Origin of the sequence: Roseateles subflavus (genome assembly GCF_030285365.1) — a bacterium.
GTDB lineage: Bacteria > Pseudomonadota > Gammaproteobacteria > Burkholderiales > Burkholderiaceae_C > Roseateles_B > Roseateles_B subflavus.
This window is the reverse complement of sequence record NZ_JASVDS010000002.1, coordinates 413,451-428,321: the sequence shown is the minus strand read 5'-3', so window position 1 is coordinate 428,321 and position 14,871 is coordinate 413,451. Positions and strand designations below refer to the sequence as shown.

The following is a 14,871-nucleotide window of genomic DNA, read 5'->3' as shown; positions in this document are numbered from 1 at the left end:
CTGCCGGGCAGAGCGTTCCCGACGGGTGAGCGGCGCTCAGGCGCGCGGCGCCGGCGCCCGCCCCGTCACTGCGATTCCTTGATCAGCCGGCCGGAGCCGGGCTGCACGGGCCGGGCGTTCATGGGGTAGAGCTTGCCGAAGATGCTGAGCTGGTTGGCCGAGAGCTGCACCGGCTGGCGCATGACCATCCACAGCACGCCTTCCGAGCAGGGCGGCGTCGTCAGCGACCCCATGTAGGTGTAGTAGGCGCGGTCCTCGGGCAGGAGCTGGTTCAGGTCCATCTGGCCGGGCGCCGCGAGCGCCTCGCCCTTCTCCAGGGGCAGGTTGTTCCAGACCGTCTGCACGAGCGGCTGGTCGCGGCCGCGCTCCAGCAGCACGGCCACGACGGCCAGGCGGCCGTCCGGGTCCTTGTGCACCAGGTGGGCGACCATGTCGAACTGCCGGCCGTTGATGCGTTCCTCGCTCGGCCGGTGGAAGTGGAACTGCAGCAGCTCGTAGCGCCGGCCCATCACCTGCAGGCTGTTGCCCGGTGCGAGGTTGACCTGGATGGTGTGGCCGTTGTCCAGCACCGCGAAGCCGCTGGGCTGGTAGTCGAACTGGATCTTCTCGAGGTCCACGCGGATGCCGTCGCGGATGTCGATGGGGCTCTGGCGCTTGCCGGTGGCGCAGGTGCGGAACTCGGGCTTGAGCTCGCCCCAGCGCTCAGGGCCGCCCTCGCCGTCATAGGCCCAGTGGATCTCGCCGCCGTGGCCCTTGGCATCGGCGTGCCTGGTGGTCTTGGCGTCCGCCCGGGGCTCCCCTTTCCCCTCGGCCCTGGCCTCGCCCTTTGCCTCCGGCCGCGCGGCGGCGGGCGCGGGGTCCGGCCTGGTCGCCAGGCGTTCCGCCAGGCGCTGCCGGAGCATGCCGAGGTTCTCGCCGCTGCCCTTCTCCGCGGCGCCATCGTCCCGGACGGTCTCCTTGCCGAGGCTCTTCTCCGTCGCCGGCTTCTCGGCCCGCTCGGACTTGTCCGACTTGTCGGCCGCGGGGCGCGCCGGTGCCGGATGCGGCCAGGCCAGGCCCAGGGCGGCGGCCATCAGCCAGGCCAGGGCCGGACGCTGGAACGGCGCCAGGGAGGGTCGGGACAGGGAACGGGCTCGGTGGTGCATGGAAGGCTCCTGCGCAGGTACGGCCCCGCCCGGCGAGGGCCGGGCTCGGGTCTCTGGATGCGCCTGTCTCTACATCGGCCGGCCGGGCGCAGTCTTGAGCGCCAGGCTCGCCGCCTGGTCCGTCGGCGTCGTCAGACCTCGCGCTTGACCCACAGCCAGGCCACGAGCCCGATGCCCATCATGCTGGCCGAGGCCAGGGCCAGCGCCAGCGTCGAGTGCATCACCAGCGGCACGAGCACGCCGGCCACGAGGCCGTTCGCGGCGCTGCTGATGCAGGCCTGCAGCGACGACGCCATGCCGCGGCGCTCGGGCACCTGGTCCAGGACCATGAGCGTCACGACGGGCACCATCAGCGCCCAGCCCAGCGCGAAGAGGCCGATCACCGGCAGCGCCCACCAGGCGCTCGGCGGCAGCACGAGATTCAGCGCCACGTTCAGCACTGCCATCGCCAGCATGACGAAGAAGCCGCGCCGGATCTGCGCCCGGGGCTTGACCTTGCCGGCCAGCCGGCCGCTGAACCACGCGCCGCCCATGATCCCGCCGATGCTGAAGCAGAAGAACAGGAAGAACTGCGTGGGCGCCAGGCCGAGGTGCTCGCCCAGGAAGACCGGGGCGGCGAGCACATAGAGGAACATGCCGTTGAAGGGGATGCCGCTGGCCAGCGTCAGCAGCAGGAAGCGCCGGCTGCCGCACAGCTGCGCGTAGCCGCGCATCAGGTCCCGCGGGTGGAAGGGCTGTGCGAGGTCCCGGTGCAGGGTCTCGGGCAGCAGCCGCCAGTTCGCCACGAACAGCGCCGTCCCGACCAGCACGAGGAACCAGAAGATCGAGTGCCAGTCGGCATGCACGAAGAGGAAGCCGCCGACCATGGGCGCCACCGCTGGCGCCACGCCGAAGAAGAGCGTCACCTGCGACATCACCCGCTGCGCCTCGGAAGGCGGGAACATGTCGCGGATGATGGCCCGCGAGACCACCACGCCCGCACCGGCCGACATGCCCTGCACGGTGCGGAAGAAGATCAGCTGCCCGATGCTGCCCGAGAGCGCGCAGCCCAGGGACGCCAGCGTGAAGACCGCCGTGCCCACCAGCACCACCGGCCGCCGGCCGAAGCTGTCGGAGAGCGCGCCGTGGAAGAGATTCATCACCGCGAAGCCCAGCAGATAGGCGGACAGCGTCTGCTGCATCTGCACCGGCGTGGCATCCAGGGCCCGCGCGATGCCGGCGAAGGCCGGGAGGTAGGTGTCGATGGAGAACGGGCCCACGGTGCCCAGGCAGGCCAGCAGGACGGCCAGGGTCCAGCGCGGACCGCGCCAGAGGGCGCCGGCATCAGGATTCATCAGGAATGTGCGGTGTGCGCCCGGCCTGCGCGCAGGGGCGAGGCGGGACAGGGAAGGGAGAACCTCAGTGTAGCGGCCGGGGCCCGAATCGCCCGGTCTCCTGCCCTACACTGCGCCGCGCTTGCGTGAATCCTCAACATGCCCGAACCCTACGCCATTGGCATCATCGGACTGGGAGTCATGGGTCAGCGAATGCTGGACCGACTCCAGGGTCATCCCCGTTTCCAGCCGCTGTATGCCTGGGACCCCGATCCCGAGACGCGGGCCGCCATCCGCGCCCGCCATTCCCATCTCCACGTGCCGGACGAGCCCGAGCGGCTCCTGACGCAGCCCGGCCTGCGTGGCGTCTACATCGCCAGCCCCCCGCAGTCCCACCTCGGCTGGGCCGAGCGCGCCTTCGCGCTGGGGCTGACCGTGCTGTGCGAGAAGCCGCTGGCCGTCGACGCCGAGGCCGCGGCCCGCACACTGCAGGTCCTGCGCCAGGGCCAGCATCGCGCGGCCGTCAATTTCTCGCTCGCCTCCAGCAGCGGCCTTGCACAGCTGCAGTCCTGCTTCGGCGCGGCCTCGCGGCATCCCATGGGCGAGCTGCAGTCGGTGCAGCTCACGCTGCGCTTCGCCGAATGGCCTCGCCCCTGGCAGAAGAACGCCGGTGTGTGGCTGTCGGGGCGCGCGGAAGGCGGCTTCAGCCGGGAGGTGCTGTCGCATTTCATCTTCGTGCTGCAGCGGGTGCTGGGCGCCGCTGAGGTGGTCCACAGCGAGCTGCTCTACCCCTCGGACCCGGCGGCTGCCGAGATCGGCCTGCGGGCCCGGCTGTTCGCGGCGGGCGTGCCCATCGACATCGATGCCGCGGTGCTGGGCCAGGAGAGCGACGTCAACGAGATGCGCTGGCGGGCCCGCGGCGGCGAGATCTGCCTGAGCGACTGGTTCCGCCGCATCCGCCTGCGCAAGGATGAGGACTGGCGGGAACTCAGCGAGCGCGACCTGCGCCCGGACCTTGCCGAGGCCGATCTGCTGGAGCACTGGGGTGCCCTGCTGGACGGTCGTTCGCACGCCCTGCCCGGCTTTGCCGAGGCCCTCGCCGTGCAGCAGACCATCGAGGCGCTGCTGCAGGAGGGTCGCCGGACCGCGCACGGGCGCGCGGGCGCCGAAGTGCAGGAATAAGGGTGAAGCAGATCGATAGGCCGGATTCTGTGCAGGACCTGACCCTTGCGGGCCCGGTCCCGTGACCGCCATTCCTCTGGGCCGGACATCACTGCCCGGCTCGGTGCCACCTACCCGCCAGCTCTGCGAGCCGCATCATCGCTGGCCTACTTGGTGTTGCTGCGCGTAGAGATTGCCCGTTTCACCCAGACCGGCCCCCCGAAGGCGACCGGCCTGACTCGTCTCTGTTGCTCTGATCCTCGGCTTTCGCCGGGCAGCCGTTAGCTGCTACGCCGCTCTTTGCAGTCCGGACCTTCCTCCAGTGCCGTGTTTCCACGCTCGCACCAGCGGCGGTCTGACCTGCTTCACGGGGCGCATTATCCCCGAAGCGTGGGCCCCCCGGCCCGCGCGTCGCATCGGACCCGGGCCCCGGCCGTCGCCGCAAGGCCCGGCCAGGACGCCCGCGGGCGCAGCGGCGCCCTCACGCGAGGGCGCGGCCCCTCAGGTGCGCGGCAAGATGGCGTAGCGCGGGTCGTAGTTGAAATGGCGCGTGTAGCGCGACCACGGGCCGACCACGCGCCAGGCCGCCGCCTGGTCCGGGTGCCCATTGGCCAGCGCGATGGCCGCCACGGCGATCGCGCCATAGCCCTCCACCGTCACCTGGTACGAGCCGGCCGGACCGCTGCCAGGGAAGCCCTTGGTACTGTCCGCGGGCATGCTGGAGGGATAGTCGCCCTCAGCCAGGTAGCTGAAGCCGTCGTAGAGGTCATCCAGCGTCTGGTAGAAGGTGCCGTCCGTCTTGGTCTGCGGGAAGACATAGTCCGCGATGTGACGGGGATGGGACGAGTTCGCGATCACGATGGCCTGCCGCACCACCCAGTTCGCGAGCGGCTGCGCAGCCGTGAAGCCGAGCTCCACCGCATGGCAGACGGACAGCGTGATGAAGTTCTGCATCCACGGCGCCGTCGCGCCGCCGCCCCAGTCGTCCGGCGGCATGCCCACGGAGGCGATGAACTGGTCCCGCGTGTAGCCGCCAAAGCCGTCCCAGTAGGCCAGCGCGTTCGGCCGAGGCTGTGCCGGACCGCTGGTGAACCAGGCCTTGTAGTTGGCATTCCAGGTGGTCCGGATGGGGTGGCTGTCCAGGGTGCTCGGGATGTCGTAGAGGCCGTAGCGCTGCGCCACGGCGTCGGTGAGGCTCTGCTCCAGCAGCAGCCGCTCGGGACTGCCGTCCAGGGCCGCCCACCAGGCCCGCGCCCGGTTGCGGAACTGCCAGCCCCAGCCGCGCACCTGCACGCCGTTGATGATCAGGGCCTTGCTCGAGGCGCCGTTGGCCACCGAGTTGTAGGAGAGGCCGGGATTCACCACGAACTGCGACCACGCCGCCAGCTGCAGCAGCTTCTCGTGCCAGAAGGCCTGCCCGCTGCTGAGGTACATCCACCAGAAGACGCCGGGCGTATGGGCCACGTCATGCACCCAGCCGTCCCGCGCGCTGTCCGAAGCGCCGTCGACCTTGAAGCGATCGGCCACGGCAGCCTGCGTCCAGTAGCGGTTGCTGTCATAGAGGAAGACCGTGGGCCGACCGAGCTTGGAGAGGATGCGCCCCTGCCCCGAGGTGCTGCCGTAGATGGGCTTGAGGCTGTCGCCCTCTCGGAAGTAGAAGGCCCAGGAACCGGCCAGCTCGGCCTGGCGCTCGCAGATGGCCTGCATGGAGGCCTGGCCGGAATACATGGAGACGGTGTCCCACTTGGGCATCAGGCCGAGGTCCGGCCGACCGCCCGCGGCCGCCATCGCGATCTCCCAGTAGCCCCGTGCCCCGAGGCCCTGGGGTCGGGCGGCGTAGTCCCTGGCATAACTCGTCAGGGCCGTGGGCTCCATGACGAGGCTGCTGTCGTAGTTGGGCATGGCCTTGGTCCTGGCCAGGTAGGCCACGCCGTGCCGGAGGTTGGCGCGCGGGATGTCCGCGCCGCCCCAGTAGGCGCGGGACTGCCAGGTGCCCAGGTAGAGATTGGCCGCCTCGGACAGCCGCACCTGCGGGCTGGATTGGCCCGTGCCGAAGCTGACGATGACGGGCTTCTCGTCCTTCAGCTTGGTGACGTCCGCCACTTCGACGATGTGGCGCACGTGGTATCGGCCGATCGTGGGCCAGAACTGCACATGGAACATCGGGCGCACGGCCCGCGTGGCATTGCTGCCGCGGTCGAACGCCTTGGTCTTGTGGTCGCACAGCAGGACCGTCGTGCAGACCGGCCCCTGCGTCCAGTAGCGGCTCTGCACGCCGCCCGCGGCCGTCTCGGCGGCCAGGCCGGCGTCGGTGAGCGTGGCGAGGATCTCCCGCGCGGACACCTTCGCGGGCGCCGGGTCCGCCTGACCGAAGGCCAGCTGGATCGTCGCGTCGAAGTCGTAGCGGCTCAGCATGTCGGCAATGGGCACGGGCGTCTGGGCGCGCACCTCCTGGTTGCCGAACGAGATCGTGCGCTCGGCCGTGCCGAGGGTCGGCAGGATCACGGAGATCACGGCGAACTTCACCGATCCATCCGCATGGCGGGTCTTCACGTCCGCCTGCGAGGGCATCACCACGCCGTCAAGGAGCACCACCGGCACGCCGGGGATCTCTCCGGCCACGAACGGGCGCCCGAACTGCAGCGGGTACTGGGTCTCGCTGCCCGAGGGCAGGCTCACCTTCATCTGGTTGTCCGCTGCCGCAGGGAGGGTGCCGTCGATGCTGCTGCCGCTGCCGGGGGCCGTGGTCGGCGAGCTGCCGGGGGTCTGGGACGAGCCGGTCGAGGGCGCGGCATCACCGCCGCCGCACGCCGTCAGGTGCAAGCCACCCAGCATGCCCAACGCCGACCCCAGCAGAAACTGCCGGCGCACAACGGTCAAGTCTTGATCCTTGGAATCCTTCATCTCACGACCCTTCCAGTTCGAGCGGTACGGCGGCTGACCCCAAGGCCTGGGGCTGACTCGAGCGCGATTGTGGAACTGTCCAGCGATCAGAGGGGTAAGCACCTGTCCGCAAAGATGCCATTCTGACCGCCCCGCCTTACCCGCAGTTACTTAGAACATCTTTTCATAAGCGCGGCGCTACCATTGACGCCTTGCACAGGAGCGATCATGCCTTTCGACAACGTTTTGGCCACCATCGGCAACACCCCGCATATCCGCATCAACCGGCTGTTCGGCGAGGCCCAGGTCTGGGTGAAGTCCGAGCGCAGCAATCCGGGCGGCTCCATCAAGGACCGCATCGCGCTGTCCATGGTCGAGGACGCCGAGGCGAAGGGCCTGCTCAGGCCCGGCGCCACCATCATCGAGCCCACCTCCGGCAACACCGGCGTGGGTCTGGCCATGGTCGCGGCGGTGAAGGGCTACAAGCTGGTGCTGGTGATGCCGGACAGCATGTCCATCGAGCGCCGCCGCCTGATGCTGGCCTATGGCGCCACCTTCGACCTGACCCCGCGCGAGAAGGGCATGAAGGGCGCCATCGCCCGCGCCGAGGAACTGGCCGCCGCGACGCCCGGCGCCTGGATCCCGCAGCAGTTCAAGAACCCCGCCAACGTGGACGTCCACGTGCGCACGACGGCCCAGGAGATCTTGCGTGACTTCCCCGGCGGCCTCGACGTGCTGATCACCGGCGTCGGCACCGGCGGGCACATCAGCGGCACGGCGCAGGTGCTCAAGAAGGCCTGGCCGCAGCTGCAGGTGTTTGCCGTGGAGCCGAGCCAGTCGCCCGTCATCAGCGGCGGTTCGCCGAGCCCGCACCCGATCCAGGGCATCGGCGCCGGCTTCATCCCCGACAACCTCCACACGGCACTGCTCGACGGCGTGATCCAGGTCGAGGCCGAGGACGCCCGCGAGTACGCCCGCCGCTCGGCGCGCGAGGAAGGCCTGCTGGTGGGCATCTCCAGCGGCGCCACGCTGGCCGCCATCGCGAAGAAGCTGCCCGAGCTGCCGGCCGGCAGCCGCGTGCTGGGCTTCAACTACGACACCGGCGAGCGCTATCTCTCGGTGGACGGCTTCCTGCCGGCCTGATCGCAGCCGGCACGCGGCCTCCGCCGCCCCAAGAGAAAGGCCCCTCGCGAGGGGCCTTTCTTCATGGGCGCAAGACCTGGCCCGCCGGGCTCACTCCTCCATGCCGTCCTGGCTGGGCACCTCGTTGTCCTTGGCGGCCTGGCGCTTGAGCTGGGCCTCCAGCGGTGCCAGCGAATCCACCAGCGCCTCCACCGGCTTGGGCGAAGCGAGGCGCATCACCGGCGGCGGCAGCACGCTGAGGTAGGCCGGACCGAACCAGTACTGCTGCTCCCAGCGCTTGCCCACCATCAGGGCGAGGCTCACCACGAGCAGGCTGCCCAGGCCCGCGGCCAGCAGGCGCCGGGCCCGCGGCCACACGAACGAGGCATGCCACCACAGCAGGCCCACGAGGCCGACCGGGAAGACCAGCGCGTCCACCACCAGCAGACGCGGCCACGACAGCGCATACGCCAGCACGGGCAGGCCCATGCCCAGCAGATGCAGGGTCACGAGCACGATCAGCACCCGCCGCAGATGCGGCAGGAAGGCGAACCAGCGGTGGAAGAGCATGCTGACCAGCGCCCACACGGCGGACCACACCAGCACCAGCGCGAAGGGCGCGAGCATCGCCGGCGCGTACTGAACCCAGGGCGCGCCGGGGTCGGAGCCCAGCCACTGGTCGAGCCACAGCAGCACGGCCCACAGCAGGGCAAGACCTGGCACCAGCAGATGGCGCAGCGGGCTGCGGGCGAAGTCCGGATGCGCCAGCGGCTTCTCGGGGGCCAGCGTGCTGCGCAGCGTGCGCAGGCGCAGGCGGGTGTTGCCCAGCTGCCAGACGGTCTCGTCCGGCAGGGCCTGGGGTTCCCCGGCGGCCAGGCGGCGCGTGCCCAGCCAGCCGCCGTTGAGGCTCGGGAGCAGGCGCAGCTGCGGGCCTTCCTCGCCCCAGCTCAGCTCCGCGTGCTCGCCCGCGAGGTGGGCGTCGTCCAGCACCAGCTCGCAGGCCGGCGAACGGCCGATGCGCAGGGGCCAGCCCTGCACCTTGTGGACCGAACGCACCTGGCCGTCGCGGTCCAGGACTTCGATCACTGCGGCCTGGTCCATGCGAAGCCTTTCAGGTAGTGACGGGTGAGGGTCTGGGCATTGGCGAAGCTCACGCCCTTGGCGTCGAAGCGGCCGAGGGCGCCCTCGGTGTTCGCGTCGACCGTGGTGACGAGCACGCTGAGGTCGTGCAGCCCGGGCAGCTTGCGGTAGGCCCGCAGGCACACGACGGCGCGCAGCGGCAGGCCCTGCTGCTCCACGAAATCTTCGCGGCAGTAGGGGGCCGTGCGGTCGCGGTCGTCGCGGCCCAGACGCTCGTTGCGGAAGCTGTTGCCGTACTGGCGCGCAAAGCGCAGCGAGCCGAGCTTGCTGCCGTCATAGGCCTCGTGGGCCATGTCGAGGTAGCCCGTCTGCATGCCGCCGTTGAGGTAGATGGCGTGCTCCATGCGGCACTGCGAGCGCTGGAACTCCAGGCCCTTGGTGTCCGCGCCGGTGCCGCGGCCCCAGCAGCGCATGTATTGCTCCTGCGGCACGGGCAGCTGGTAGCGCGCATGGCCGGCATCGCGCCAGGGCTGCTTGACGAAGGCCTGCACGAGCTCGTCCTGGTAGGCCATCAGCTGCGCGGTGAGCTGGGGCCACACGGGCTTGTCGAGGGGCTTGGCGTCGCGGCTGCGGGCCAGCAGCGCGGCGGCGTACTGCCCCGGGACCAGGAAGCTCATCTGCTGAGCGAAGAACATCGCCGAGACATTGATCCCCACCACGCGGCCGTCCTCGTCCACCACCGGGCCGCCGCTCATGCCGGAGTTGATGGAGCCGGAGTAGTAGATCAGCGGGTCGAAGCTGCGCTCGACCAGGCCGTTGTAGTTGCCCTCGACGACGGCGAAGGCGACGTCGTGCGGGTTGCCCATCGAGTAGATGCGGTCCCCCTTCGACAGCGGCTGGTCCGGGGCACGGAAGCGCAGCACGCCGTCCGGCTTGAAGTCCTTGATGCGCAGCAGGGCGAGGTCGCGCCGCACGTCGATGTCGAGCAGCTCGATGGCACCGCCCTCGCCTTCCGTCGTGGCGTAGCGCAGGCGGTAGCGGTCCGGCTCGAGGGCGAACTGGCTGATCACGTGGTAGTTCGTGATGACGTGGCCCTCATCGCTCACCACGAAGGCGGAGCCCACCGAGGCCTGGCTGTCCTGGCTCTTGAGCAGCGTGCGGATCTGCATCAGCTGGCCCTTCGCGCGCTCGTACACGCGGCGCGCGACCGCAGAGACCGGCGGCGGCTTCTTGGCCTCGTCCTGCGGCGCAGAGGCGGGTGGGCGGGCGGGGGGCGCGGGCGGGGTCTGCGCCCGGACGGCCGGCACGGCGCCCAGCGCCAGGGCCAGCGCCGACGCGAACGCCAGGGCCCGGCTGCGGAGCGGGCGCTGGGGGCTTCGGGACATTGGATTCAAGGACACTCCCTTGCAGTACTTTGCCGCGATGCTAGCCGCATTGCAGGCCGGTCGACGGACGAGGCGGGCGAAACACCGCCGGGTCGGCGTAGAAGGCGGGATCGGCATTGCCGGCCCACCAGCCGGGCACGCCCAGCACCGGCAGCGGGGCAAAGGGCTTGCCGGCCCAGTCCGCCGCGCCCAGCGACAGCGGATCCCGCAGCAGCACGTGGGCGCAGATGGGCTTGCGCGGCTGCATCAGCTTCTCCATCAGCGCATGGCCGACCACCTGCAACCGGGCCTCGGCCCACAGCGGTCGCAGTGCGATGAACAGGCGGGGCCAGTCGCGCGCCCGCAGCGCCTCGCACAGCGCTGGCGGCGCCTCGAGCCAGGCACCGTTCTCGTCGAACAGCGTCAGCGCATCGCGCAGGGCGCCGCGCTGGCGCTCACCCGGGCGCACCGCAGCCGGGGCCTCGTCCAGGCCCGCCTGGTGCAGGGCGTTGAGCCGGACCTTGAGCGCCGGCCAGCGCAGCCACACGAGGCCGTTGAGCGCATCGTGCCAGTGGTCCCGCGTGGGGACGGTGGCCGTGCGGGCGATGAAGGCCTCGTAGCCCTCACCCGGCGGCAGCGCCGCCTGCGGGACGAAGCGCAAGACCTGACCCTGCAGGGCCGGCTGCCGGTCGGCCGGAAGGGCCGCGGCCAGCCGGTTGAGCGCGGCGGCCACTGTCAGGCCTGCGCGCAGATGCTGCTGCAGCGCGAGCCCGGCGACCCGGTCGTCCTGCAGCCAGGGTGCCGCCCAGTCGGGACCCGGGCCCCGGGCGCTCGGCGCGCTCAGGACCGCCTCAGACCAGCTGCCAGGCCAGGGCCTCGCCACCGCGCAGCGGCTTGAGCAGGGCATCGCCGAAGGGCACGCTCTCGGGCAGCGTCCAGGCCTGCTTGCGCAGCGTGACGGTGCCGGTGTTGCGCGGCAGGCCGTAGAAGGCCGGGCCGTTGAAGCTGGCGAAGGCCTCGAACTTGTCGAGCGCGCCCATCGCCTCGAAGGCATCGAGGTAGAGCTCCAGCGCCGAGAGCGCCGTGAAGCAGCCGGCGCCGCAGACGGAGTTCTCCTTCATCTGCGAGGCATGCGGCGCGCTGTCCGTGCCCAGGAAGAATTTCGTGCTGCCCGAGGTCGCGGCCTGGATGAGGGCCAGGCGATGCTCCTCGCGCTTGAGCACGGGCAGGCAGTAGTAGTGCGGGCGCAGGCCGCCGGTGAAGATGGCGTTGCGGTTGTAGAGCAGGTGCTGCGGCGTGAGCGTCGCGGCCACGTGCTCGTCGCTGGCCATCACGTAGGCGGCCGCTTCCTTGGTGGTGATGTGCTCGAAGACGATCTTCAGCTCAGGGAAGTCCTTGCGCAGCGGCGTCATCACGCGGTCGATGAACACGGCCTCGCGGTCGAAGACGTCGATGTCCGCATCCGTCACCTCGCCGTGCACCAGGAAGCGGATGCCCTCGCGCTGCATGGCCTCCAGGGTCTTGTAGCACTTGCGCAGGTCCGTCACGCCCGCGTCGCTGTTGGTCGTGGCGCCGGCCGGGTAGAGCTTCAGCGCGACCACGCCCGCGGCCTTGGCGGCGGCGATTTCCTCGGGCGGCGTGTTGTCCGTGAGGTAGAGCGTCATCAGCGGCTCGAAGCTCACCCCCGCCGGCACGGCGGCCAGGATGCGCTCGCGGTAGGCCGCCGCCTGCGCGGCGGTGGTCACCGGCGGACGCAGGTTCGGCATGATGATCGCGCGACCGAACTGGCGGGCCGTGTAGGGCACCACGCTCTGCATGGCGGCGCCGTCGCGCACGTGCAGATGCCAGTCGTCGGGGCGGGTGATGGTGAGTTCGGTGAGGGGGGCGGGGGTGCTCATGGGGCGGTATTGTCCCAAAAGCAGACGCCAAGGCGCAGAGAACGCGGCCGGCGTCGCCTATTTCGCCTTGAGCACGACGAGGGTCTGGTCCCCACGGACGAGATAGCGCTGCCCGGGCGTCACGTTGTACGGCACCCCTTGGATGATGACCTGGCAATCTCCCCCGCAGGCAAACTCTTCCATCCTTTCCGTGGCCACGCGCTGCGACGCGGTCTGCTTGGGTCCCTTGCTGGTGTCGACCCAGTAGGACAAGGTGAAACTCACCCGACCGCTCTGGGTCTTGATGGCAAAGCAGTCGCCGCAGAGGGAGTGGAGTTCGAATCCACCGGACACCTTCTCCTGTGCACCGGCCTGCGGCACGGCGGCAGCCATGGCCAGCACGGCGGCTCCGGTGTTCAACAAGGCCTTGGCGGCTCGTCCATTGCGTCGCTCCATCTTCGTCCCCTTGGGTGTTTCGATTGAATCACTCGCCTGGATGGGCGGACGACCGCGCGGCCGACTGATCGGTGCGCCCCAGCAGATAGCCGGCGATCGTTCCGAACAAGCCCAGCGCCGGAGAGATCTGCTCTGTCCGGTACCCGGCAGCGATCAGGAACATGGTGCCCACGACGATCAGGGTGATCGTGAACGTTCGGGTAATGATTTCGGTCTTTTCCTTGACGATGCTGCGCAGCAGCAGGAACTGGATCAGGGAAATGATGATGCCGAACATGACGATCAGGACCGACAAGCGGAACTCCCTGCTGGTCATCTGGCTCTCGATCGCGTTCTCGGAGGCCGACGCCGGCTGCGGATCCACGCCTCGGATCACCGAGGCCCGGTTGAGCGGAACGGTCCCGGATGTGTCGGGCGCGATGACATCCGACGTGGCCTTCGCGGGCGCGCCGGCCTGCGCCCACGCGAGGGAGCCCGCACTGCATGCCAACCCAAGCAGAACCAACAGTCGGATCACAGCAGCGGCAAAGTGCATCTGACGTCCTCTGGCAAACATCCACGGGCGCACCACCATCCCGCGGGCAAGACCCCTGCGCAGCGCCCAACGATGGGGTGGGCAGAGCGTAGCCGGCGCCAGGACCGGACAGAAGGGCCGTCCAGGCCCGGATACCGCACTGACACTCAGCTCGACCTCTCGCGATGCTGCGCCAGGGTCAGGTCTCGACTCGGCAGTCCGCCAGCGGCAGGATGTGGCTTTCCCATGCGCAGCCCTTCCGGTCTCCCGCCGGCACGAGCCCCCCCGCAGCGGGCATGCAGGCAGACGGCGCGCGCCTGCAGGGTGCACCGGCTTCCGCCCTGGCCGCCGTCCCCCGGCGATCCTCCTGTCCCGTGAAGGTGCGTTGCCGCCGCCAATTGAAGTTCGTATGCTGCCCGCCCAAGCCGGTGTCAGTGGGCGCGACGCCGGGCTCGCGTTTGATCCCCCATCGCGCCCCAGCCTCAGGACATCACGCCCCATGAAGCACCCGCTCCGCCTCGCGCTCGGCCTCATCCCCGCCCTGCTGCTCTGCGGCGCTGTGCTCGCGCAGCAGGCGCTGACCCCGGCACAGGCCGAGCTGCGCGCCCTCTACCAGGAGCTGGTCGAGATCAACACCACGGACTCGGTGGGCAGCTGCACCCGGGCCGTGGAGGCGATGGCGGTGCACCTGAAATCGGCGGGCTACACCGACGCCGACCTGCAGATCCTCGCGCCCCCCGGCAAGCCTCAGAAGGGCAACCTCGTGCTGAGGCTGAAGGGCAATGGCAGCAAGCGCCCCCTGCTGATGGTGGCCCACGTGGATGTGGTGGAGGCGCGCCGCGAGGACTGGACGCGCGACCCCTTCAAGCTGGTCGAGGAGGACGGCTACTTCTACGCCCGCGGCGCATCGGACAACAAGTCCAATGCCGCGGTCTACGTCGCCAACATGATGGCCTTCAAGCGTGAGCGCTGGGTGCCCAACCGCGACCTCATCCTCGCGCTGACCTGCGACGAGGAAGTCATTCCCTCCAACTACAACGGCGTCGAGTTCCTGCTGAAGCACCACCGCCCGCTGATCGACGCCGAGCTGGCCTTCGACGAAGGCGGCGGTGGCAGCCTGGACAGCCAGGGCCGGCCGGACTTCCAGGGCCTGAAGGTGGCCGAGAAGATCTACCAGACCTTCGAGATGGTGGCCACGGACCGTGGCGGCCACAGCTCCGTGCCGCGCCGTGACAACCCCATCTTCGATGTGGCCGAGGGCCTGAGCCGCCTGGCGGCCTACCCCTGGCCGGTGACGCTGACGCCTGCCACGCGGGCCTACTACGAGGGCATGGCCAGGATCGCCAAGGGCCCGGAGGCCGCGGACTACCAGGGCGTCCTGAAGGAGCCGATGGACCCCGGGGCGCTCGCGCGCCTGCAGAAGATCGACTACCAGCGCGCGATGCTCAGCAACACCTGCGGCGTGACGATGATCAATGGCGGGCATGCGCAGAACGCCCTGCCCCAGCGCGTGGTGGTGACCGTGAACTGCCGCATCCTGCCGGGTCAGAAGGTGGCCGAGGTGCAGGCCACGCTCCAGAAGCTCATGGGCGACCAGGTCAAGGTCAAGCCGGCACACGAGGCGGTCGAAGCACCGGCCTCGCCGATCCGCGCGGACCTGCTGGCCGCCTTCACCGAGGTGAACGCCGAGCTCTTCCCCGGCGTGCCGGTGCTCATCACCATGTCCGTCGCGACGCAGGATGCGCGTTTCCTCAACAAGGCCGGCATCTGGACCTACGGCCTGAGTGGCTCCTTCCGCAACTCGTCAGGCACGCACGGCTTGAATGAGCGCATGCGGGCGGCGGCGCTGTATGAGGGGTATGCGTTTGTGGGGAAGTTGGTGCGGAGGATGCAGTGAGGGGTTCTGGAGGGGGCATGCCGGATGGGTGCCTACGGCCAGGAGTGGTCGGCCGCGAC

12 protein-coding genes and 1 other RNA gene are annotated in these 14,871 nt (G+C 70.0%); 3 read left to right on the top strand and 10 right to left on the bottom strand.

Features of this window, described 5'->3' with window-relative positions; all coding sequences use genetic code 11:
* Positions 1 to 65 precede the first annotated feature (65 nt).
* Both QRD43_RS07730 and QRD43_RS07725 read right to left on the bottom strand, forming a co-directional pair.
* A complete protein-coding gene (locus tag QRD43_RS07730; RefSeq protein ID WP_285981908.1) occupies positions 66 to 1,145 on the bottom strand; it encodes a carbonic anhydrase in 1,080 nt (359 codons plus the stop codon).
* A 131-nt stretch (positions 1,146 to 1,276) separates the two neighbouring features.
* Positions 1,277 to 2,479, bottom strand: coding sequence for a multidrug effflux MFS transporter (locus QRD43_RS07725; protein ID WP_285981907.1), 1,203 nt, complete (start codon positions 2,477 to 2,479; stop codon positions 1,277 to 1,279).
* 138 nt (positions 2,480 to 2,617) lie between these two features.
* Here QRD43_RS07725 and QRD43_RS07720 point away from each other — a divergent pair, with 138 nt between their 5' ends.
* Complete coding sequence (locus QRD43_RS07720) at positions 2,618 to 3,640, top strand: Gfo/Idh/MocA family protein (protein ID WP_285981906.1); 1,023 nt, start codon at positions 2,618 to 2,620, stop codon at positions 3,638 to 3,640.
* On the opposite strand, the gene rnpB is transcribed toward QRD43_RS07720, so the two are convergent.
* Positions 3,641 to 3,986: RNase P RNA component class A (rnpB, locus tag QRD43_RS07715), an RNA gene on the bottom strand.
* A 134-nt stretch (positions 3,987 to 4,120) separates the two neighbouring features.
* Positions 4,121 to 6,499, bottom strand: a complete 2,379-nt coding sequence (locus tag QRD43_RS07710; RefSeq protein ID WP_285981905.1) for a hypothetical protein — start codon at positions 6,497 to 6,499, stop codon at positions 4,121 to 4,123.
* A gap of 231 nt (positions 6,500 to 6,730) precedes the next feature.
* Between QRD43_RS07710 and cysK the strand changes: the two genes are divergently transcribed.
* Complete coding sequence (gene cysK / locus QRD43_RS07705; RefSeq protein ID WP_285981904.1) at positions 6,731 to 7,645, top strand: cysteine synthase A; 915 nt, start codon at positions 6,731 to 6,733, stop codon at positions 7,643 to 7,645.
* Between the two features lie 90 nt (positions 7,646 to 7,735).
* Here cysK and QRD43_RS07700 read toward each other — a convergent pair whose 3' ends face one another.
* Genes QRD43_RS07700 through QRD43_RS07675 form a run of 6 tightly spaced genes read right to left on the bottom strand, consistent with a single transcriptional unit; the run spans position 7,736 to position 12,936 of the window.
* Positions 7,736 to 8,725: an FHA domain-containing protein gene (locus QRD43_RS07700; RefSeq protein ID WP_285981903.1), complete on the bottom strand. Its 990-nt coding sequence runs from the start codon at positions 8,723 to 8,725 to the stop codon at positions 7,736 to 7,738.
* The gene (locus QRD43_RS07695; protein ID WP_285981902.1) at positions 8,707 to 10,089 is read right to left on the bottom strand and encodes a S1 family peptidase; all 1,383 of its coding nucleotides are present in this window, start codon (positions 10,087 to 10,089) and stop codon (positions 8,707 to 8,709) included. Before QRD43_RS07695 ends, QRD43_RS07700 begins: the two co-directional genes overlap by 19 nt.
* 40 nt (positions 10,090 to 10,129) lie before the next feature.
* Positions 10,130 to 10,912 (bottom strand): DUF3025 domain-containing protein, encoded by a 783-nt coding sequence (locus tag QRD43_RS07690; RefSeq protein ID WP_434063860.1) that lies wholly within the window; start codon positions 10,910 to 10,912, stop codon positions 10,130 to 10,132.
* 7 nt (positions 10,913 to 10,919) lie between these two features.
* Positions 10,920 to 11,966: a dihydroorotase gene (pyrC, locus tag QRD43_RS07685; protein WP_285981900.1), complete on the bottom strand. Its 1,047-nt coding sequence runs from the start codon at positions 11,964 to 11,966 to the stop codon at positions 10,920 to 10,922.
* A 57-nt stretch (positions 11,967 to 12,023) separates the two neighbouring features.
* Positions 12,024 to 12,401, bottom strand: coding sequence for a hypothetical protein (locus QRD43_RS07680; protein ID WP_285981899.1), 378 nt, complete (start codon positions 12,399 to 12,401; stop codon positions 12,024 to 12,026).
* A gap of 28 nt (positions 12,402 to 12,429) precedes the next feature.
* Positions 12,430 to 12,936, bottom strand: coding sequence for a hypothetical protein (locus QRD43_RS07675; protein ID WP_285981898.1), 507 nt, complete (start codon positions 12,934 to 12,936; stop codon positions 12,430 to 12,432).
* A gap of 478 nt (positions 12,937 to 13,414) precedes the next feature.
* On the opposite strand from QRD43_RS07675, the gene QRD43_RS07670 reads away from it, so the two are divergent.
* A complete protein-coding gene (locus QRD43_RS07670; protein WP_285981897.1) occupies positions 13,415 to 14,812 on the top strand; it encodes a M20/M25/M40 family metallo-hydrolase in 1,398 nt (465 codons plus the stop codon).
* The last annotated feature ends 59 nt before the right edge of the window (positions 14,813 to 14,871 follow it).